We start from the raw sequence: 20,508 nt of genomic DNA, 5'->3' as shown, positions 1-20,508 counted from the left end.
CCGGCGAGAAGGTTGCTTTTTAACCTTCTTGACGGATTGACTTATGACCCCGAGCCTCTAGGCGCTGGAGCTAGACAATAAGAGAGGAGGCGATTTCAGATGATTCGCGACAGAGGAAGAATCAAATGGGTTTCGATGATGCTTCCAGAGCATGTCAAAATGCTGAGGGATTGGGTAAAAGAAGATCAGTATGAAGAGAAAAAAGAAATGGATGAACAGCAGCTCGAGCTCATGAATGTGACCTTATCTGAAGCAATCGAATTCGACCAATTTGTTACCATTACTCATTATCGAAAGAGTAATTATGAAATCGTCATTGGAAAAATTCATTATTGGGACGAATTAACGCAAAAACTTCATATTGTCGACCACTTTGAAGAAGTACACCGGATTCCAATTGCTGCCATTGCAGATATCAGGATTACAGATATGTAAGCATTAAACAAGAGCGGTTCCCTAAATAACGGATCCGCTCTTGTTTAAATGTTTTATTAACGGAAGTCTGCTTTAAATTCACCAGTAACTTGTTGGTGGCCATTATTTTCATCAAGTAATTGCTCTTGTTCTAAGTCAAAACGGTCCATAATTGGTAAATCGTTGACTGAGAATAGGTAAGAGTCTTCTGATGCAGAGTGTTCATACCAAGCCCAGTTTGGAACGACGAAGTAATCGCCTTTTTTCCAATCGAAGCGAACACCATTAATGATAGTGTGACCGGAACCTTTGTGTACTTGGTATACCGTTGAGTGGGTATGGCGTAATGCCTTTGTTTTGAAACCATGCGGTAAATGCTGCATTCTCGTGCCAAGCGTTGGGTTCGCCGATTTACCTGTAGTTGGGTTAATGTAATCAACGGCAAATCCATGGTGTGGATTTGGATCGAATTCCATCAAGCCTTTAATTCCTTCTACCGTACGATCCCATTTATAATTTGCAAGTGGGGCAACTGTGAATTTATCATCACCAACAGGACGAACCATGCCCCCGCGATAACGGATCTCAGAAAAATTATCAGGAATATCAGGCTGTTGTAAACCTTCTTCATACGGCTCAAAGAATGTACCGCCGATTGCGTATAGGGTAGGAATATCTAAAGCATCCATCCAATACATAGGCTCTGTACCTAAATGTTCATGCCCGTGCCATAAGCCCTTTGGAGTAATTAAAAAGTCGCCTTCTTCCATGAAAACACGTTGACCCTGCACGATCGTGTATGCACCTGTACCTTCAGAAATGAAGCGTAATGCACTTTGTGAGTGCCGGTGAGATGGCGCTTTTTCACCAGGCAATAACATTTGAATAGCTGCATAAATCGTTTGAGTAGTAGATCCCCATCCCCATGGTTCACGATACGTTAAGCCAGGATTTTGGAAATAAATCGCACGACGTTCACCACCGCGTTCTGGTGTGAAGATTTGTGCTGCTTCAGCCATTTTCTTTTTTAGTAATTCATCGCTCCAAAGATAAGCTTGTGCTTGAGGAGTTGGCGTTTTGTGCATAATTGCAGGAATTGCTTCCCAAAGAGGTCCTAAGTTGTATTGTTGAATCTCCCTAGTGTAATCGGTTACAATCTGGCTTTTCATAAACTCTTGAACTTCTGGATTTACTTCAGCCATTTCACATTCTCCTTTACCCTTCAAATTTTATAGAGAAAAGGGGAGCAGCGTGTTTTCTGCTTGCCCCCTTGCAATGCCTCATTAAACAGTCGCTAAGACTTCAGTTGCCTTTACTTTATTTTCAAGCGCACCAATTTGGTCGATTTCTATACGAACGACGTCTCCATCTTTTAAGAATGTCGGAGGATTCATCGCAACACCAACGCCCCCAGGAGTTCCTGTTAAGACAACATCGCCTGGCTCTAATGTCATTAAATTGGACAAGAAAGCTACTAATTTTTGAACGGAGAATACTAGATTAGCAGTATTGGTTTTTTGACGTACTTCACCATTCACTTTAAGGACAACGTCTAATCCAGCTGGATTTTGTAATTCATCGGACGTTACCAAGTATGGTCCCATTGGTGCAGTGCCATCTACTGTTTTTCCTTGCAGCCATTGAAGCGTCCGTCGTTGAATATCACGATAGGTTACGTCATTTGTAATCGTATAACCTGCTACATAGTCTAATGCATCTTCTTCTGATACATTGCGAGCTTGTTTACCTACAACAAAAGTAAATTCTGCTTCATAATCAAGTTGATCAGAAATTGGATAGTGTGGAATATCGTCTTCTGGTCCTAAAATGGTATTAGCAAATTTCGCAAAAATAACTGGGTTCGACGGGATTTCACGACCCATTTCTAAAATGTGTTCGCGGTAGTTGTGACCCACACAGATAATTTTTCCAGGCTTTTGAACAGGTGCTTCGACCTTAACTTCCTCGCAATTGTAAATTACCTTTTTATCAAAGCTTTCGGGATTAGCTAAAATGAAATCGATTGCATTTTGTGCTAGTTGCAGGGATTCTTTGCCCCCTTGGTATAACTCATCCGTATTATCTGGCACGTAAGCCTTTGCAATTGCTTCGTATCGGTATTTTCCTTCAGCTTTTAACTGTGCTTGGTAAGCATAGTTTAAGTCGATTACTTTTTGATCAACGATTGCCCCAGCACGTGTATGCCCGGCGACAGTAAAATTAATAAGTTTCATTATTGCCCTCCTTAATTTTCACTAATTATGAAACTAGTTCACTATTTATAAAAAATATTATAAGAATTCAAAACAATTGTCAATATTATTTGTTTTCAGAATTTTATTTCCTGAAACCAAAAAACTCTGAAATTTCCATTGCGACATTGAGAACATATTCTCCAGTCGGATGGTCCGCTGATTTTGGTACTGTCTCAGTAATACCAACGATGGTAATAATACCGAGTAGTTCATGATTGAAATTTAATATCGGGACACTAAAAGAAGAGACATGCTTTACTAGCGGTTCCGTTTTTGAGGCAAATAATAATGCTCTTGTCTTTTCTTTTTCAACTTGAAATTGCTGTAATTCCCTTTCATTGAACTTCGATCGTTCTTCTTCTTCCCACTCTTTCAAAAAGATGTCTCTTTCAAAAGCAGAAAAAACAACACCAGAAGAGGAGGTGAGCGGCAAATGTGTCCCCATTTGTGCACCAATGTTTATTCCATAATCTGCACTTAAAATATATGTAATGAGTGGACCTTTTTTAGAAGGAACAGCCAGTAGGACGGTTAGGTTCGTTTTCTCAGTAATCTTTTTGAAATAGGGAATAACCACTTCTATTAAAGAAGATTGACCTAGAGCAACATTTCCTAACTGTACTAATTTATGTCCAAGTGTATACGCATTTGTATGTGGATTACGGTAGATTAATCCAAATTGAGATAGTGTAGATAAATATTTGTATAAATTACTTTTTGTCATAGCCGTTAGCTTTTGTATATCAGTAAACTTTAGTGGTTCTTTTTCCATTGCTAAGATTTCTAATATGTTTAACCCAATTTGTAATGACTGTATACCGGCGGTTTTTGTTTCAGTTGTCATAATGATCCCCCTTTTTTTCTTTTGATTATGATAATAACAAAAAAATGACTATATAGAAATTTCTAAATTTTTAAAAGTTTTTAGTTGACGAAATAGTGAAAAATGATTTAAAGTTTCCTTATAAGGTAACAAAGTTCTCTATTTATGGAAGATAATATCTTGGTTGGAGGGGAAAGTCAATGACTAATGTAAGCGACATCATTATAGTAGGTGGAGGAATTGGTGGTTTAGCAGCAGCATTATCAATTCAAGAAACGGGTAAATCAGTAGCAGTTTTTGAGCAAGCACCTGAATTTGGTGAAGTAGGTGCAGGGATCCAGTTAGCACCAAATGCGTTAGAAGTTTTAGACCGTTTAGGTGTAAAGGAAGAAATTTTGAAGCATGCCGTATTACCAAAACGTCTTGTCCTAAAAGATGTCTATACGGCAAAAGAATTAGCAACGCTTGATTTAGGGGAAGGCTTCCAAAAAGAATTCGGCCAGCCCTATATCGTATTGCATCGCTCTGACTTACACAGAGTTCTTTATGAAGCATGTCAAAAAAGCAGTAATATCAAATTCTTTACAAACCAAGCCATTCAAACTGCAGTACAAAATGGTGACACGGTAACTATCGTTAACCAAAAGGGTGAAACAATTCATGCAGAAGCAGTTATTGGTGCAGATGGGGTAAAATCAAATATGAGAAAGCAGCTAGTTGATGATAAACCAGTAAACTCTGCGTATGTCGCTTACCGAGGAACGATTCCAATCGAAGAAGTGTCTACTAACGCAAACTTAGACTTAGATGATGTCATCATGTGGATTGGACCAAACCTGCATATGGTGCAATATCCAGTTCGCCGCGGAGAGCTTTACAATCAAGTAGTCGTATTTAAATCATATGATGCGACTGTAGAAGACTGGGGAACTCCAGAAGAAATGGCACGTCGTTTTGAAAATTGTCATCCAAAAGTTGCAAACGCTTTAACATACATTAACCGTCAATTCCGTTGGCAAATGTATGACCGTGAACCAATAGACAATTGGACAACTGGCAACATTACACTATTAGGGGATTCGGGCCATGCGATGCTTCAATATTTAGCACAAGGCGGCGTTCAAGCACTTGAAGATGCGTTTGTATTAGGTGAGAAATTAAAAGAACATAATTCTTATGAAGAAGCATTTAAAGCATACCAAGAAATTCGAATTCCTCGTTCTGCCATGGTGCAAGGATCAGCACGCAGATGGGGCGAAATTATTCATGCAGAGGACCCAACTACACTTGCGCTGCGCAATTTTATTTTCGAGCAACACAAACCAACAGACTATCATGTTGCTGATTTCCTATACGGCTATTTTAAGAAAAATTACCAACGTGTAGATTGCTAATTACAATTTTCGCAACATATAATGCGTTAGAGTTACCTCTAGCGATTTTTAAAATTTATCTTGAAGGAGGACCTATTCTGTGGCAACAGCATTACTGAATGAAAAATTGGAAATGTTTAAAAAGAGTATCGAGGATATTGTAGCGGTAGTAAAAAATACTGAAGAGGCGGCACTTTATGTTAAACCCTCTGATAATGAATGGTCAGCCATGCAAATTGTTTCTCATATAGTAGAAGCTGTAGCTTTTTGGGTTGAAGATTTGGAAGCATTGCTTGTGGTTCCAGGGGCAAAATGGGGACGCAATCATGAACATGTACGCCGCTTAGCTGCCGTCGATGAAAACGTAGTCTCTCGGATTACGCAAGAGGATGCAATAGCAGCACTACAAAACTTAGTCCCAAAGGTAGAGGCAGCACTTGTTAAAGTTACAGAAGAAGATCTAGTAAAAACAGCTCCAAGTTATAATCAGAATTTTGACGGAAAACCATTATCATTTTTAATTGATCATTTAATTGTTAAGCATGTGTCAGGTCATTACGGGCAACTTGTACGTCACTTAGAAAAAGTTCAATAAGTAAAAGAAACAAAGCAGACTGAACCTGGGCAGTCTGCTTTTGATGCTATTCATACATTCTCAAGGTATTTTGCCAAAAATTCATCTATGACTCTTCGATAATCTTCCGGATTTTCATTAAAGGACTGAGCATGACGCCCATTTACAGCTAGGTATAGCATTTTTGAACCTTGTTTTTTCTCATATAACTCCCTCGTCATAGAAGGAAGAATAAAATCATCATTTTCGCTGTGAATAAATAGAATGGGCTGTTTAATATTTTCAATAACAGAAATCGGTGAGACATGCATGATGGAATATTTTTCACGAAGGCGCAATATAAAATCAGCGAGGGGAATTAATAACGCAGGTACCATCTTGTATTCTTTTTTTAGTTGATAAGAAAGCTGCTCCTTTAAGTCAGAAAATGGACAGTCGGCAATGTAAAAATCAGCGCCGTCCTCAAGCATGCCACCGTATAAAAGCATCGTAGCTGCTCCCATTGATTCTCCATGAATACCGAGAGTGAGTGTCGGCCCTTTTTCTTTTTTTAACCAATCAATAACCGCTTTTAAATCGAACTTTTCATAGTGACCGAAGCTGGTTGTCTTTCCTCCAGATTCACCGTGGCGGCGATGATCGTAAATGATGGCATTAAATCCACGCTCTAAAAATAAATTCATATATTTAATCGAATTAATTTTTGTTTCCGTCACACCGTGGGAAATAATCACATAGCGATTGGAGTCGTGGGGCTCCACGAGCAGAGCTTTAATCGGATAGCCGAAAGGGGAATCAATGGTAACCTCCCGCTTTGGAAGCAATTCGAACCGTTCGGGGTCAAATCTCCCCGCTTCCTTTTCGCGTTTTACTATAAGCCTCTCATCTTTCTTTTTCATATACATAAGCCGATTTGTAAAATAAAAACCTAAAGAAAATGTAAACAAGAATGAAAGGAATAGAGCTCGCAATGCTTTTTTCACACGTACACCTCCAAAGGTTTCATTGGCACTATTTTATCATAGGAAAAGCCGCTAACTCTATTTTAGCGGCTTAGTGAAAATGAAATTATGATTTTGCGTTTTGGCGTTTCGTTGGATGAATTGCCTTTTCAATTTCCTCAGCAGCAATCACCCGCTTTCCTCCACCTGCTGATTCTGCGTAATCTTTACCTTGCTGACTATAGCCTTTATCCCGTTTTTGGCTCATAAATCTTCAGACTCCCTTCGTAGTGGTTTCATATAGTAAGGTGCTTAAAAAGGAGAATGAATATTCATGTGAAAAAACTATACCGTTTGGGCATGAAGCTTGAAATATCCGCTTTCAATCTGTCTTGATAGGTGAGGACGAATAATTTCAATTGCGCCTACTAACTTGTGCAAATCAACGCCAGTATCAATCCCCATTCGCTCAAGCATGTAAACAACATCTTCTGTGGCAGCATTTCCTGCAGCGCCTGGAGCAAATGGGCAGCCGCCAAGTCCTCCTGCTGAGGTATCAAAACGATTAATCCCAGCTTGAAGGGAAGCCAAAATATTTGCTAAAGCGAGCTTGCGGGTATCATGGAAATGGGCAGTTAGTAATATCTCTGGGAAAGCATTTTTTAATTTTGAAAATAAGGAATAAGCTTCATTTGGTGCCGCCATCCCAATTGTGTCAGCAACACTTAGTTCATCCACTCCACACTCAACAAACTCCCTGCAAAGCTTTATGGTATCACTTTCGTTTATTTTCCCTTCATACGGACAATAAAATGCTGTTGAAATGCAGGCGCGGACAAAGTAGTTCTTTGCTTTTAATTCTGCTATGAGAGGCTTTAATTCGCTCATACTGTCGGCTGTTGATTTATTAATGTTTTTTTGGTTGAAGGTATTACTGACACCAACAAAAAAAGCAACTGCCTTACATTCGGACATGTAAATGCGATCAATTCCCCGGCGATTAGGTGTTAAAACGATGTTTCTAGTATTTACATCAAGACAGTCACCAACAATTTCAGCAGCATCCCCCATTTGTGGTACCCATTTCGGAGAAACAAACGATGTTAGCTCCATTTCTTGAAGGCCTGCACTTTTTAACTCGTTAATAAATTTCTTTTTAATTTCTGTGGGAACAAATAACTTTTCATTTTGCAGCCCATCTCGTGGTCCAACCTCAATAATCGTTACTTTTTTAGGTAAATTAAACATCATTTTCCCCCTTGTACCTTCATAATTTCATTGTAGTAGTGTTGAATTCCAAAAATCAAGAATTATTGAAATTTTGACAAAATAACAGGAATTTCAATGTTCGAACTAGAAGTAGTAAACGTAAAACAGCAGAAAAGGAGTGAGTGGGAATAATGAGTCAAACAGAGGTTGTTATTGTTAGCGCTGTTCGTACAGCTCTTGGTAATTTTAATGGGAGCTTGAAAAATGTTTCAGCACCTGAATTAGGGGCAACAGTTATCAAAGGAGCACTTGAACAAGCTGGTGTGAGGCCAGAGCAAGTTGACGAAGTCATTTTAGGAAATGTGTTGCAAGCAGGCCTTGGTCAAAATCCGGCTAGACAAGCTGCAATCGCTGCAGGAATTCCTGAAAGTGTTTCTTCTATGACAATAAATAAGGTCTGCGGCTCGGGTTTAAAGGCCGTTCACCTAGCAACACAGGCGATTTTAGCAGGAGATGCTGACATTATTGTTGCTGGTGGAATGGAGAATATGAGTCAGGCTCCTTACTTATTAAAAAATGCCCGAGAAGGCTTTAAAATGGGCGATCAAAAATTAGTGGACACCTTGACCAATGACGGATTAACATGTGTTTTTAATCAATATCATATGGGGGTTACAGCTGAAAACCTAGCGGATAAATATTCAATTACCAGAGAAGAACAAGACCAGTTTTCAGCATGGAGTCAGGAAAAGGCTGTAAAGGCGATTGAAGCTGGTACATTTAAAGATGAAATTGTTCCGGTTGTTATCCCGCAGCGTAAAGGGGACCCGATTGTATTTGATACCGATGAATATCCAAAAAAAGGATCAACAGCCGAAAAACTCGCTGGATTACGTCCTGCTTTCAAAAAGGATGGCAGTGTAACAGCTGGAAATGCATCCGGAATCAATGATGGTGCTGCAGCTTTAGTTGTGATGAGCAGGAAAAAAGCGGATGAACTAGGGATTAAGCCTTTAGTCAGTATTAAAGGGAATGCAAGTGCGGGTGTAGATCCAAGCATTATGGGAATAGGTCCAGTGCCAGCGGTGAAAAAGGTGCTCGAAAAAACATCAATTTCAATAGAAGAACTTGATCTAATTGAAGCGAACGAGGCTTTTGCTGCTCAATCACTGGCCGTTGATCGTGAACTTCAATTTAATAAAGAAATCTTAAATGTAAATGGCGGTGCGATTGCACTTGGTCATCCAATTGGTGCAAGCGGTGCAAGAATTCTTGTTACGCTGATTCATGAAATGAAACGGAGAAAGGCTCAAAAAGGATTGGCAACACTTTGTATTGGCGGCGGTCAAGGGGTAGCAACGGTCGTTGAGTTAGCTTAAGCCTACGATGAGGGGAGAAAGAACAAGATGAAGAAGATTAGTATATCCTTCCAAGAGGCAGTTGCGGATATTTATGATGGAGCGACGCTAATGGTGGGTGGTTTTGGTTTATGTGGTATTCCTGAAAACTTAATCCAAGCTTTAGTAGAAAAAGGTGTGAAAGATTTAACTGTTATTTCGAATAACTGCGGAATTGATGATTGGGGTCTCGGACCACTATTAAATAATAAACAGATTAAAAAAATGATAGGTTCTTATGTAGGAGAAAACAAAGAGTTTGAAAGACAAGTGTTAGCAGGCGAGCTTGAAGTAGAACTAACGCCGCAAGGAACATTAGCTGAAAAAATCAGGGCTGGCGGTGCTGGAATTCCTGCCTTTTACACTCCTGCAGGGGTAGGAACACCGATTGCGGATGGCAAGGAAACAAAGATTTTTAATGGACGAGAGTATCTATTAGAAGAGGCATTAGTTGCTGACTTTAGTCTTGTTCGGGCATGGAAGGGTGATAAGATGGGGAATCTCGTTTACCACAAAACTGCCAGAAACTTTAATCCTATGATTGCTGCTGCCGGTAAAGTGACGATAGCCGAAGTGGAAACACTCTATGAAATTGGTGAGCTTGATCCAAATTTCATCCATACACCGAGTGTTTACGTGCAGATGGTTATTGAAGGAAAACAGGAAAAACGAATTGAGAGACTTACCGTTAAACAATAGAATTTTTAAAGGAGAGAGAGCTAATGATCTCTGTTAGAGAGAGAATTGCAATAAGAGCAGAGAAAGAAATCGAGGACGGTTTTTATGTAAACCTAGGTATTGGGATGCCAACTCTGGTCGCAAATTATATATCAGATAATAAGCAGGTCGTCCTCCAATCAGAAAATGGACTGCTTGGAATTGGTCCATATCCAACTGAAGAAGAGGTAGATCCTGATTTAATTAATGCAGGAAAAGAGACGGTAACTGCGATTAGTGGTGCAGCCTACTTTGATAGTGCTGAGTCCTTTGCAATGATTCGCGGCGGGCATATCAATGTGGCCATCCTAGGAGGTATGGAGGTATCTGAAACAGGGGATCTCGCCAACTGGATGATTCCTGGGAAGATGATAAAAGGTATGGGTGGCGCGATGGACCTCGTTCATGGAGCGCAAAAAATCATTATCATTATGGAGCATGTCAACAAGCATGGCGAATCAAAAATATTAAAACAATGCACCCTGCCATTAACGGGAAAGGGTGTCGTTCACCGAATTATCACTGAACGAGCGGTAATGGACGTAACGGAGACAGGATTAAACCTTGTTGAAGTAGCATCTGGGTTTACAGTCGAGGATGTTGTTAACTCAACAGAGGCTTCATTAACAGTGGATGAAAATGTAGTTTTAGAAGCTTATTAAAAAAGTAAGGCAGGCTGCTAATGGAACAGCCTGCTTTTTGCTATAATACATATAAATGATGATGTTTATGGGGGAGTTTTAATGAAAAAGAAATCGAAACAAAAAAATCAATCTACACCAAAAAAAGAAGAAGCAGCGGTAACGCTTAAAGATATGATCAATCCAGAGTTACTCAAGCAGTTAAAAGAACAGCAGGACCAGATGAAGGCAGCAGAAGAGCGTAAACGGGAAGAGGAAGAACAGCGCAAACGGGAAGAACGCCGGTTAAAGGAAAAAAATAAATCGTTTGAAGAGCTGTTAAACGAGAGTGGAATGAACTGGAAGGAGTTTAAATAGAGAATAAACGGTGACTGCCTATCGAATTGCATGATAATTTGATAGGCATTTATATTTGGTATAAATTTTATATGAGGGGGCTATTGCAATGAGTACGTCTATTTATAATCTGAAAGTACTAAGAATGGTGTACGAATCTGAGAGTATAAAAGCAGTTGCCGAAAAAATGTTTGTTTCACAGTCTGCTATAAGTCATCAGTTAAGAGTGATGGAAGAATCCTTCGGAGTGGAATTATTTGAGAGGAAAGGTCGAAATACCATTCCTACAAAAGCAGGTCACATGGTCTATGGATATGTGGTCAACATTTTAGATGAATTTGATAAGTTACATGCTGCTGTACAAGATGTAAAAAAGTCTAGGACAGGAGAAATTACCATAGCAGGAAGCATCAATTTAGGTACATATTTGCTGCCAGCCATTGTAAGTCGCTTTATAGAGAATTATCCACTTATTCACCTCAATCTCCAGGTCTATGGCAGTTCAGAAGTTTTGAAACTTACAGCAAATGGTGATTTTGATTTTTGTATTGTGCCCGTAAAATTAGAGTCGGAACATTTAATATATGAACATATTCGATCCGAAGAAATCGTTTTAACGATTTCACCGAATGCAAGAGAGGATTTATTCCCTAAGACATTGAAGGATTTAGAATTTCTCCCGTTTGTCTGTGCACCTAAAGGCACGCAATTTAGAAAAACCATAGATTCTGCACTTGAATCTTGCGGAATTATTCGCTCAAACATTGTTATGGAAGTAGGGCATCCTGAAGGAACCAAACAGGCAGTTCGAGCTGGACTTGGATTAGGGATGAACTTCCGTTTTGTCGTTCAAGAGGAAATTGAAATGGGATTGTTGGAAGAAATAAAGATTGATGGACTGCAACTCTATAAGGATTTATATCTAGCATATCGACCACATAAATATTTTTTACCAATTGAACAAAAATTAATTGATTTTATAAAAAATGAAATAAAACCAAAGAAATAAATATGAGGAAAAACTCAATTATCAGTAACTTATTTGAATTATTAATTGTTCGAATATTATGGTAATGTATTTTTGTAAGCGTTTAAATTTACTATTTTCATCAATTTGGATAGTTGAGGTGGAGTTTTTTGAAGAAATTATCTTTATCATTCGGTTGTTGGGATTATGACCGAATTAGACCATTAGTAGATGGCTCAGTAAATCCCGAGGGAATTGAGTTAAATTGGTTAAATATGCCTGTGGAAGAAACCTTTTTCCGTATGATGCGTCATCAGGAATTTGATGTAGCTGAATTATCACTCTCATCCTATTTAATAGCAAAAGATCGGGGTTTTCCTAATTTTACAGCGATACCCGTTTTTATGTCACGCATGTTCAGGCATTCTGGAGTTTATATAAACACTCATTCTGGAATAAAAGAACCAAAGGATTTAATTGGAAAGAGAATTGGGATTCCAGAGTATCAGTTAACAGCTTGCGTTTGGATAAGGGGAATTTTAAACAATTATTATGGCGTTAAACAGTCTGATGTCGAATGGTTCATGGGGGGAGAGGAGACTCCTGGAAGAGTTGAGAAAGTAAAGGTCGATTTACCGCCTGATATTAACATTCATCCAATTGGTGAGCATGAAACGTTAAATGAATTATTGGAATCGGGCGAGATAGACGCTTTTATTGGTCCACGTGCCCCATCTAGTTTTTTAAAAGGTTCACCAAATGTAAAGAGGCTGTTTACCGAATATGCTTCAGTCGAACAAGAATTTTATAGACAAACGGGAATTTTTCCCATAATGCATGTTGTTGCAATTAAAGATGAAATTCTTAAACAACATCCTTGGGTGGCTCAGAACTTATTCCAAGCCTTTGTTGAAGCGAAGAATATTGTTTATGAAGGTTTTAAGCAAACAGCTGCATTAAAAGTAACAGTGCCTTGGTTGATTCCTGAATTGGAAAGAACAAAAGAAATCTTAGGAGAAGACTTTTGGCCGTATGGTTTAGAAAAAAATCGAAAAACGTTAGAAGCAGTGATCCAATATTCTTATGAAGATGGATTAATTAAAAACAAATTAAATGTTGAGGATTTGTTTGCTAAATCCACACTTGAAGAGTATAGGATTTAGATTCAAGAATCTGAAACTATTTTTAATGATGAGGAGGAAAAGATGTGAAGTATTTTGTCGGAACCGACACTGGGGGGACTTTTACAGACACGATTGTAATGGATGACAATGGTCATTTAAGGATGTATAAGACACACACAACACCTCATGACAGAAGTATAGGGATCATGAAAGCTATCGGTTTAGCTGCCCAAGATTTGGGATTGACTGAAACAGCATTTATAGAAAAAGTAAGTTATTTTGGCCATGGCTCGACAGCTGCTACAAATGCATTTATAGAACGAAAAGGAGTTCGGACAGGCCTAATTACTACAGAAGGCTTCGGGGATACCATGTTAATCCAACGGACTATGGGACAGTGGGCAGGACTCGGGGACCAACTTACCCATTATAGTATTAGGAAACTGCCTGACCCGATCATTCCTAAACAGTTAATTGCAGAGGTACCGGAAAGAATTGATTATAAGGGAGCCGTTATTGTATCCCTTGATGAGCTGAAAGCAAGACAAGTAGTTCGAAGGCTGCTAGAGCAAGGAGTAGAAGCAATTGCAGTGAGTTTGCTTTGGTCGTTTGCCAATCCAGTTCACGAACAACTAATCAAAAAAATAGTGAAAGAAGAGGCACCAGGTATTTTCCTTTCAATTTCCTCAGAAACGGCACCTGTATTAGGAGAATATGAACGCACAGCAACAACTGCAATAAATGCTTATTTAGGACCAAGTATTGATTCATACGTTACGAATTTAGAAGATAAGTTAAAAGCGAAGGGTTTTAATGGTATTTTTACGATAATGAATTCGAACGGGGGTGTAATTCCGGCAGATGAGGCACGCGAAGCTGCAGTATCCTTATTAACCTCAGGTCCAGCGGGTGGGGTGTTAGCATCTGTACATTTAGCCGGGAAGCTCGGTTACCCGAACGTGATTACATCTGATATGGGTGGAACTAGTTTTGATGTGGGCTTGATCATTGATGGAAAGCCTATCGTGAGCAATAACTCAGAGGTTGAAAGTTATCATATTGTGCAGCCAATGGTAAAAGTAACAGCCATCGGTGCTGGTGGAGGAAGTATTGCCTATGTGGAAAACGGCCACTTGTTTGTAGGACCGAAAAGTGCCGGAGCTGTTCCAGGCCCAGTTTGTTATGACCAAGGCGGAACCGAGCCAACCATTACAGATGCGGATGTTGTGTTAGGAATTATTGATCCAGACCACTTCCTAGGTGGAAAAATGAAGCTGAATAAAGAAAAAGCAGAAGAAGCGATTCGAACGAAAATTGCAGAGCCGCTCGGAATGACTGTAGTTGAAGCCGCTGCAGGTATTCGCACTATTTCAGACAATCGAATGGCTGACTTATTAAGACAAGCCACGATTAGTCAAGGCCACGATCCCCGAGACTTCGTACTCTTTGCATACGGTGGGGCAGGTCCAGCACATAGTTACAGCTTTGGGGCTGAAAGTGGTGTAAAGGCAATCTTAGTTCCTTACACAGCGACCGTTCATTCAGCTTATGGAATAGGAACGTCGGATATTCATCGTTCTTATTATCTTTCTAAGCGGATGCAAACACCAGCCATGTTCCAAGTGGCATCAGATCACCTTTCAGTATCGGAATTTAATGGAGTGTTTGAACAATTAGAAGAGAAATGTGAAAAAACATTGTTAAATGACTTTGTAACAAAAGAAAATGTACGCTTTAGTCGTTTAGTCGATCTACGTTTTCGCGGACAATTCAATCAGGTTTCCGTTGAAATTGAAGGTGGCGAATTGACAGCAATACACATTAACGATCTCGTTGCTCGTTTTGAACAAAAATATGAAGAACGCTATGGGAATGGTACTGGTTATCGTGAGGCAGGAATTGAAATTACAGGATTCCGCGTGCACGGAAAGGCCCCAGTTCCAAAAGCGGCGATTTCTAAAAAATTGAGCAATTCTGATGGAAAGGCTGCTCCACGTAGTGAAAGATATGTTTATTTCCATGAAGTGGATGATTTCATGACAACTTACATTTATAACGAAGAAGATTTAGAGGCAGGAATGGAAATTACAGGACCAGCTATTATTGAACATCCAGGCACTACAATTGTAATTGGTCCAAAACAAAAGGCAACGATTGATGAATATTTAAATACGGTCATTTTGCCGGAAGCAGTTCTACTAAACGACAAGCAAATCCAAAGCGAAGGGGAAATGGTCCATTGAAACAAATTGTAGAAAAGGGTGTAGAAAGAGTTTCAGTTGATCCAGTGACCTTTGAAGTGCTGCGAAATCGCTTAATGGCGATTTCGGAAGAGATGTCAATAAATTTACAGGCTGTTTCAGGATCGCCAATCGTAGTGGAAGCGGCAGATTTTAATGTTGGAATTTTTTCTGCAAACGGTAATCTAGTAACAATGGGAAAAACGGTTATTGCACACACGGGATCACTTGTAAAAATGCTGGAGCATATTATTGCAGATTGCTCTCTTGACCCAGGAATTGAAGAAGGGGATATGTTTGTTGTAAACAGCCCTTACAAAGGCGCTCTTCATGCCCCGGATATGGGTGTTCTAGCCCCGATTTTCTATGAAGGCGAACGTATTGGCTGGGCAGGAGCATGCTTGCATCAGCTGGATGTTGGGGGAATGGTTTTTGGCAGTTTGGCATCATCTGCCACCGAGGTATATCAGGAATCTATGATTATTCCACCAGTTAAGATTATTGAACGCGGTAAACTCCGAAAAGATGTATGGAACATGATCTCAGGTATGTCACGATTGCCTAAAAACTTCACATTAGATTTTCGGGCGATGACATCGGCTAATAAGGTGGCACTTAAACAAGTATTACAACTTGTTGACCGATACAGTTTACCAACCATTAATACAGTATTTGAAGATATTATTCAATTAACAAAGGATAAAATTGCATTACGGTTAAGACAACTGCCGGATGGAGTGTATCGGGCACGAAACTATCTCGACCATGACGGACAAAGTAATCGACTGTACCATATCGCACTTTCACTGACCAAAAAAAGTGATAAATTGACTTTTGATTTTAGCGAATCTTCAGAACAAACTCCAGGTTTCGCAAACTGTACCGAAAGCGCATTAGTAGGAGGGATTTTTTCAGGTCTCCTGCCGCTGCTCGCTTATGACATCCCATGGAATGACGGCGTTCTTGATCCAGTTGAAATTATAGCGCCAGAGGGAATTATTTGTAATGCAAAATGGCCGGCGGCAGTTGGTCATGCCACATTAAGTGTGATGTGGCTTGTCGAATCATTGGTTGTAGAAGCCATTTCCAAAATGTTGGCTAGCTCTGACCAATATTTATCAGAAGCACATTCATCTTACTTTGGCGGTGCTGATTTATTAAATGTTGCCGGATTAAATCAATATAAAGAACCTTTTGGTAATACATTCACAGAGCAAATGGCTTCTGGTGCCGGAGCATATGATCACCGTGATGGAATCGATGCTGGAGGATGTCATCATATTCCTGCTCAAAAAATTCCGAATGTTGAAACAATGGAAAGTGGCACTCCTGTTCTTTACCTATACAGAAGATATATGGAAGATACAGCGGGAGCTGGCCGTAATCGCGGAGGAATGTCGCTAGGCTCCGCATTTGTCGTCCATGATACACCATCATTAATGGGTATTCCAATGGCTCACGGATTAGAAGTACCGAATGCCTTTGGATTATGGGGTGGAAAACCAGGTTCATGTATTGTTCGTTCGATGTATCGTGAAACAAATATTCAAAATAAATTTGCTGCACAAGAATGGGTAGCAGATCCGTCTCAATTAAATGCAAAAAAAGAATCTTTGTCTGCCAAACCAGGCCCGATTTTCTTCCAGCCTGGTGATGTATTTGAGTGGTCTTGGCAAGGAGGCGGAGGATGGGGTGACTCCATTGACCGTGAACCAGAACGTGTTTTAAATGATGTCAATAATGGCGTTTATCAAAAAGAAACAGCTGAAAATCTGTTCAAAGTTGTCATTTCGAAAGGACAAATTAATCAAGAAGCAACACAAAAGGCACGCGAAGAAAAACGTCGTGAACGAAAGACTTATGAGGTGGCTAAGTTCTTACCAAGCTCTTTACAAAATGATAATAGGATCGTTTTAGGTCCAATAGGTGACACACTCGAGCGAGTTCAAGTATCAAATACAGTTTATGTCCAATGTGGATGTAAACAACTACTTGCTCCAGCAAACGAAAATATTAAAGAATATCTTGGGGTAAAAGCGATAGCAGCTGAGGATATTGGAACAAGAGTAAAACTGCATGAAGAATTAGAAATGCACGAATATGCATGCCCAAGCTGCGGTTTGGCCCATTTTACAGAAGTAAAACGAAAGGGAACAGCCCCATTACACGATATTAAACTAATAGATTACTAAAAAGGAAGTGGAATCGGAATGAACACGTCTTGGATAGATTTTCTTGGAGGTCAGATTAGTTATTATGATGCAGGTGGTATCCGAACTCGCTGCCTTGAAGCAGGTCAAGGTGAAACAGTATTTTTCCTTCATGGCATCGGAGGGCATGCCGAAGCCTTTGTTAAAAATGTAACCACTTTGGCGAAACATTATCATGTCGTGGCGTTAGATTTATTAGGTCATGGCTTAACAGACAAACCAGATTGCGATTATGAAATTCCAGATTATGTTAAACACATGAAGGATTTAATGATTGCTATGGGAGTTGATAAGGCTCACTTTGTTGGTGAATCTTTGGGTGGCTGGGTTAGTTTCTGGTTAGCTTACCATCATCCAGAACTGGTACATTCATTCATCTCTGTAACAGGGGCTGGATTATTAGTAGACGATTTTGATGTTACGAGATCAGATGCACTAAAAAATCTACGTAAGTTAAGTAAACGGTCTTCTGCAACAGAAGTAACACGAGAATCTGTCAAAGAACGTTTAAAATGGTTATTCTATGAACCTGAAAAATCCATTACAGATGAACTCGTAGAAATTCGCTATCGCTTATACGCAAATCCAGATTGGCAGCGTATTCAGCCGAAAATTCAGGCAATGATGGATCCAGACCGGGCAACGAAATGGTACATTAAGCCAGAACACCTTCAAGAATTTACTGTCCCAACATATATCGTATGGACGCGGCATAATCCAAGTACGCCATGGCAAACGGGTGAACGCGCCAGTAAATTGGTGAAGGGGGCAAAATTTGACTTAATGGAGGATTGTGGACATTGGCCGCAATGGGAACAGCCTGAAGAATTCGACACTATCATTCACCAATACATTCAAAGCTTAAAATCTAGCGTTCTTCAATAATATAGGAGGAATATATATGGCTAAAATTGTAGCGGCAGGGGCAGTATCACATACTGCCCTCATGGTAAGAGCAAAGGATAAAGCGCCGAAAGAACAAGCTGACAATGTTTTTGGGGCATTTGCAGAATTAGGGAACCGTCTTAAAGAGAAACAAGTAGACACGATAGTGGTTTTATCAGCTGATCACTTAAAAACCTTCTTTTTTGATAACATGCCATCGATTTGTATAGGCATTGGTGAAACAGGTAAAGGTTGGGGAGATGCAGGGGTTCCACAATATGATGTACCTATGGATCAGCCTTTAGCGAAACACTTATTGACCTATGGTTTAGAAAACGAATTTGACCTATCCTCTTCCTATGAAATGAAATTGGATCATGGATTTATGGCGCCGCTTCATTATCTAACACCACAAATGGATATTCCCATCGTACCGATCTTTATCAATGCAGCCACTCCGCCAATCTCACCTTTAAAAAGAATGTATCGTTTTGGAGAGATGATTGCGAAAGCGATAAAGGAATGGGATGAAAATAAACGAGTTGCTCTTATTGCTACCGGAGGGCTGTCGCATTGGGTAGCTGTACCGCGGATGGGAGAAATTGCAGAAGAGTTTGACCATCGCATAATCAATCAATTATTGCAAAATCAGGAACAAGAAATTCAAAAATGGAGTAATGAAGAGATTGAAAATGAAGCTGGAAACGGAGCATTAGAAATTCGTTCTTGGGTTGCAGTTGCAGGTGCATGTCCAAATGAAAAACGCGAACTTCTTTGCTATGAACCAGTCACAGCATGGGCAACTGGTATTGGAATCATGGATTTTATGGGCGGTGAATGATGATATGAACGCTTACCGGATTAATAAATTTCTCTCCCAACTGTCACAGGATGAAGAAAAGACAGCAAGATTTTTAGAAGGTGATATGTTTTTGTTTGACAACAACGGGTTAACCCAGGAGGAAAGAGAAGCGGTGATGTTTTGCCAGGCTACAAAACTATTTGAAGCCGGCGTACATCCACTTCTAATGATGCATCTTTCTATTATTTTGAAAAAGGATATTAAAGAATTGTATCAAAAAGGTCTTTAATTAAGAGAGGGTGTTAGTATGCAAAAACAAAAGTTTTGGAGTTATGAAAATAAGTTAGTCGCTATCTTTTTCTTTACCATTGGATTTGTATTCTTTGATCGGCTAGCTATTAATTTCCTTATTCCATATATACAGGAGGACTTTAGTTTAACAAACACCCAAATTGGAATGCTAGCGTCTGCTTTAGCAATCAGCTGGGCAATTTCAAGCCCGCTCGTAAGCTATTTATCTGACAAGGTAAAAAGTAAAACGGCCGTTCTATTAATCTGTGTACTTTTATTCTCCTTACTATCATTTGCACATGGTTTAACTGCAACGTTTGGTTCCTTATTAATCCTTCGCTTACTAATGGGGTTTGCTGAAGGACCCATTATCCCTATCACTTCATCAATTTTGGCTCAAGAATCTAACAAGAAGCGCCTGGGATTTAATTTGGGATTCACGACAGGGACATCTTATGGTGTATTCGGTGGTTTATTGGCACCAATTGTAATCGTAGCTTTAGCAAATGCGTTTGATTGGAAAACAGCTTTTTATTTAACCATCATACCTGGCCTTGTAATCGGATTCTTTATTTGGAAGACTGTAAAAAACCCTCAAGCAAGTCAGGAAGTATCAAGTTCATCCGTTGCCAGGGCTGAGAAAGTGAGCATAAAAGCTGTTTTGAAGAACCGAAATGTTTGGTTATGTCTTATCATTGCCTCCAGCTTATGGGTATTCCTGTTACCGTTCTCAATCTTTACGCCTCTATATCTAGTGAATGTAAAGGGATTGTCTGCAAGTACAATGAGTTTTATAATGGCCGCATTTGGTTTGGGGATCGCAGTTTGGGGGTTCATAGTTCCAGCCATTTCAGACCGAATTGGACGTAAACCAGCTACTTTTGGATTTATGATTTTAACTGTGTTTGCCCCATTCGTTATTATTTACGTTAATAATCTTGTATTAATGAGTGTGTTGCTTTTTATCTTAGTTTCAGGCATTGGAGCATTAGCGATGTTAACAACCATTATTCCCTCTGAATCTGTACCGGTAAAATATGCAGCGGCTACGATGGGATTAATTTTAGCTTCTACGGAAATTATTGGAGGCGTATTAAGCCCATTATTTACAGGTATGGCAGCAGATGCCTGGGGTTTAGCAGCACCACTATTAATTAGTTCTTGTGGTGCCTTCGTTGCTTGCTTGTTTACTTTATTCCTGAGAGAAACTGCACCAGTTAAAGTTCAAGTAACACCTAATGTAGAAATGTTGGGTCATAATAACTGAAAAGTAATTAGGGCTGTTCGCTATAGAACAGCCCTAATTTTT

The 20,508-nt window shown here is 39.6% G+C and carries 21 protein-coding genes; 15 read left to right on the top strand and 6 right to left on the bottom strand.

What is annotated here, in order from left to right:
* The first annotated feature begins 99 nt into the window (after positions 1-99).
* Positions 100-435, top strand: coding sequence for a YolD-like family protein (locus V7124_RS05455; protein ID WP_335486904.1), 336 nt, complete (start codon positions 100-102; stop codon positions 433-435).
* A gap of 56 nt (positions 436-491) precedes the next feature.
* Here the strand turns inward: V7124_RS05455 and V7124_RS05450 are convergent, their stop codons facing one another.
* The 3 genes from V7124_RS05450 to V7124_RS05440 all read right to left on the bottom strand — a co-directional run bounded on the left by V7124_RS05450 (position 492) and on the right by V7124_RS05440 (position 3,513).
* A complete protein-coding gene (locus V7124_RS05450) occupies positions 492-1,616 on the bottom strand; it encodes a cupin domain-containing protein (protein WP_335486901.1) in 1,125 nt (374 codons plus the stop codon).
* An 81-nt stretch (positions 1,617-1,697) separates the two neighbouring features.
* Entirely contained in the window at positions 1,698-2,648 is a 951-nt protein-coding gene (locus V7124_RS05445) for a fumarylacetoacetate hydrolase family protein (RefSeq protein ID WP_335418415.1), read from the bottom strand.
* A 103-nt stretch (positions 2,649-2,751) separates the two neighbouring features.
* Positions 2,752-3,513 (bottom strand): IclR family transcriptional regulator, encoded by a 762-nt coding sequence (locus tag V7124_RS05440; RefSeq protein WP_335418418.1) that lies wholly within the window; start codon positions 3,511-3,513, stop codon positions 2,752-2,754.
* Positions 3,514-3,692: 179 nt separating this feature from the next.
* On the opposite strand from V7124_RS05440, the gene V7124_RS05435 reads away from it, so the two are divergent.
* Both V7124_RS05435 and V7124_RS05430 read left to right on the top strand, forming a co-directional pair.
* A complete protein-coding gene (locus V7124_RS05435) occupies positions 3,693-4,886 on the top strand; it encodes an FAD-dependent monooxygenase (RefSeq protein WP_335486898.1) in 1,194 nt (397 codons plus the stop codon).
* A 79-nt stretch (positions 4,887-4,965) separates the two neighbouring features.
* A complete protein-coding gene (locus V7124_RS05430) occupies positions 4,966-5,460 on the top strand; it encodes a DinB family protein (protein WP_335486895.1) in 495 nt (164 codons plus the stop codon).
* Positions 5,461-5,510: 50 nt separating this feature from the next.
* On the opposite strand, the gene V7124_RS05425 is transcribed toward V7124_RS05430, so the two are convergent.
* From V7124_RS05425 to V7124_RS05415, 3 genes are all read right to left on the bottom strand, one after another.
* Positions 5,511-6,422: an alpha/beta hydrolase gene (locus V7124_RS05425; RefSeq protein ID WP_335418428.1), complete on the bottom strand. Its 912-nt coding sequence runs from the start codon at positions 6,420-6,422 to the stop codon at positions 5,511-5,513.
* Between the two features lie 85 nt (positions 6,423-6,507).
* Positions 6,508-6,648, bottom strand: coding sequence for a hypothetical protein (locus V7124_RS05420; protein WP_335418431.1), 141 nt, complete (start codon positions 6,646-6,648; stop codon positions 6,508-6,510).
* A gap of 77 nt (positions 6,649-6,725) precedes the next feature.
* Positions 6,726-7,628, bottom strand: coding sequence for a hydroxymethylglutaryl-CoA lyase (locus tag V7124_RS05415; RefSeq protein WP_420489564.1), 903 nt, complete (start codon positions 7,626-7,628; stop codon positions 6,726-6,728).
* A gap of 152 nt (positions 7,629-7,780) precedes the next feature.
* Between V7124_RS05415 and V7124_RS05410 the strand changes: the two genes are divergently transcribed.
* The 12 genes from V7124_RS05410 to V7124_RS05355 all read left to right on the top strand — a co-directional run bounded on the left by V7124_RS05410 (position 7,781) and on the right by V7124_RS05355 (position 20,466).
* Positions 7,781-8,968, top strand: a complete 1,188-nt coding sequence (locus tag V7124_RS05410; RefSeq protein ID WP_335418437.1) for an acetyl-CoA C-acetyltransferase — start codon at positions 7,781-7,783, stop codon at positions 8,966-8,968.
* 27 nt (positions 8,969-8,995) lie between these two features.
* Positions 8,996-9,685 carry a CoA transferase subunit A gene (locus tag V7124_RS05405; protein ID WP_335418440.1) on the top strand — a complete coding sequence of 230 codons (690 nt, stop codon included), beginning with the start codon at positions 8,996-8,998 and terminating at the stop codon, positions 9,683-9,685.
* Positions 9,686-9,708: 23 nt separating this feature from the next.
* Positions 9,709-10,365: a 3-oxoacid CoA-transferase subunit B gene (locus V7124_RS05400; RefSeq protein WP_335418444.1), complete on the top strand. Its 657-nt coding sequence runs from the start codon at positions 9,709-9,711 to the stop codon at positions 10,363-10,365.
* Between the two features lie 81 nt (positions 10,366-10,446).
* Entirely contained in the window at positions 10,447-10,701 is a 255-nt protein-coding gene (locus V7124_RS05395) for a YqkE family protein (RefSeq protein ID WP_335418447.1), read from the top strand.
* An 88-nt stretch (positions 10,702-10,789) separates the two neighbouring features.
* Positions 10,790-11,689, top strand: coding sequence for a LysR family transcriptional regulator (locus V7124_RS05390; protein ID WP_335486892.1), 900 nt, complete (start codon positions 10,790-10,792; stop codon positions 11,687-11,689).
* A 128-nt stretch (positions 11,690-11,817) separates the two neighbouring features.
* Positions 11,818-12,810, top strand: coding sequence for an ABC transporter substrate-binding protein (locus V7124_RS05385; protein WP_335486889.1), 993 nt, complete (start codon positions 11,818-11,820; stop codon positions 12,808-12,810).
* 44 nt (positions 12,811-12,854) lie between these two features.
* On the top strand, positions 12,855-15,014 hold the full coding sequence (locus V7124_RS05380; RefSeq protein ID WP_335486886.1) for a hydantoinase/oxoprolinase family protein: 2,160 nt from the start codon (positions 12,855-12,857) through the stop codon (positions 15,012-15,014).
* The gene (locus V7124_RS05375) at positions 15,011-17,203 is read left to right on the top strand and encodes a hydantoinase B/oxoprolinase family protein (RefSeq protein ID WP_335486883.1); all 2,193 of its coding nucleotides are present in this window, start codon (positions 15,011-15,013) and stop codon (positions 17,201-17,203) included. The genes V7124_RS05380 and V7124_RS05375 overlap by 4 nt, the downstream gene beginning before the upstream one ends.
* Before the next feature lie 18 nt (positions 17,204-17,221).
* The gene (locus V7124_RS05370; RefSeq protein ID WP_335486880.1) at positions 17,222-18,106 is read left to right on the top strand and encodes an alpha/beta fold hydrolase; all 885 of its coding nucleotides are present in this window, start codon (positions 17,222-17,224) and stop codon (positions 18,104-18,106) included.
* Between the two features lie 16 nt (positions 18,107-18,122).
* On the top strand, positions 18,123-18,947 hold the full coding sequence (locus tag V7124_RS05365) for a hypothetical protein (protein ID WP_335486877.1): 825 nt from the start codon (positions 18,123-18,125) through the stop codon (positions 18,945-18,947).
* Positions 18,940-19,197 (top strand): hypothetical protein, encoded by a 258-nt coding sequence (locus tag V7124_RS05360; RefSeq protein ID WP_335486874.1) that lies wholly within the window; start codon positions 18,940-18,942, stop codon positions 19,195-19,197. Before V7124_RS05365 ends, V7124_RS05360 begins: the two co-directional genes overlap by 8 nt.
* Positions 19,198-19,215: 18 nt before the next feature.
* Positions 19,216-20,466 (top strand): MFS transporter, encoded by a 1,251-nt coding sequence (locus tag V7124_RS05355; protein ID WP_335418471.1) that lies wholly within the window; start codon positions 19,216-19,218, stop codon positions 20,464-20,466.
* Positions 20,467-20,508 lie beyond the last annotated feature (42 nt).

Source organism: Neobacillus niacini (assembly GCF_036961885.1).
GTDB lineage: Bacteria > Bacillota > Bacilli > Bacillales > Cytobacillaceae > Neobacillus > Neobacillus niacini_H.
Note: the sequence above shows the minus strand (reverse complement) of the source record. Positions and strands in the feature narration are given on the sequence as shown.

Excerpts from the sequence above, each read along its gene's own strand:
- V7124_RS05455 (WP_335486904.1), top strand. The coding sequence starts at position 100 with ATGATTCGCGACAGAGGAAGAATCAAATGGGTTTCGATGATGCTTCCA.
- V7124_RS05450 (WP_335486901.1), bottom strand. The coding sequence starts at position 1,616 with ATGGCTGAAGTAAATCCAGAAGTTCAAGAGTTTATGAAAAGCCAGATT.
- V7124_RS05445 (WP_335418415.1), bottom strand. The coding sequence starts at position 2,648 with ATGAAACTTATTAATTTTACTGTCGCCGGGCATACACGTGCTGGGGCA.
- V7124_RS05440 (WP_335418418.1), bottom strand. The coding sequence starts at position 3,513 with ATGACAACTGAAACAAAAACCGCCGGTATACAGTCATTACAAATTGGG.
- V7124_RS05435 (WP_335486898.1), top strand. The coding sequence starts at position 3,693 with ATGACTAATGTAAGCGACATCATTATAGTAGGTGGAGGAATTGGTGGT.
- V7124_RS05420 (WP_335418431.1), bottom strand. The coding sequence starts at position 6,648 with ATGAGCCAAAAACGGGATAAAGGCTATAGTCAGCAAGGTAAAGATTAC.
- V7124_RS05415 (WP_420489564.1), bottom strand. The coding sequence starts at position 7,628 with ATGTTTAATTTACCTAAAAAAGTAACGATTATTGAGGTTGGACCACGA.
- V7124_RS05410 (WP_335418437.1), top strand. The coding sequence starts at position 7,781 with ATGAGTCAAACAGAGGTTGTTATTGTTAGCGCTGTTCGTACAGCTCTT.
- V7124_RS05405 (WP_335418440.1), top strand. The coding sequence starts at position 8,996 with ATGAAGAAGATTAGTATATCCTTCCAAGAGGCAGTTGCGGATATTTAT.
- V7124_RS05400 (WP_335418444.1), top strand. The coding sequence starts at position 9,709 with ATGATCTCTGTTAGAGAGAGAATTGCAATAAGAGCAGAGAAAGAAATC.
- V7124_RS05395 (WP_335418447.1), top strand. The coding sequence starts at position 10,447 with ATGAAAAAGAAATCGAAACAAAAAAATCAATCTACACCAAAAAAAGAA.
- V7124_RS05390 (WP_335486892.1), top strand. The coding sequence starts at position 10,790 with ATGAGTACGTCTATTTATAATCTGAAAGTACTAAGAATGGTGTACGAA.
- V7124_RS05370 (WP_335486880.1), top strand. The coding sequence starts at position 17,222 with ATGAACACGTCTTGGATAGATTTTCTTGGAGGTCAGATTAGTTATTAT.
- V7124_RS05365 (WP_335486877.1), top strand. The coding sequence starts at position 18,123 with ATGGCTAAAATTGTAGCGGCAGGGGCAGTATCACATACTGCCCTCATG.
- V7124_RS05355 (WP_335418471.1), top strand. The coding sequence starts at position 19,216 with ATGCAAAAACAAAAGTTTTGGAGTTATGAAAATAAGTTAGTCGCTATC.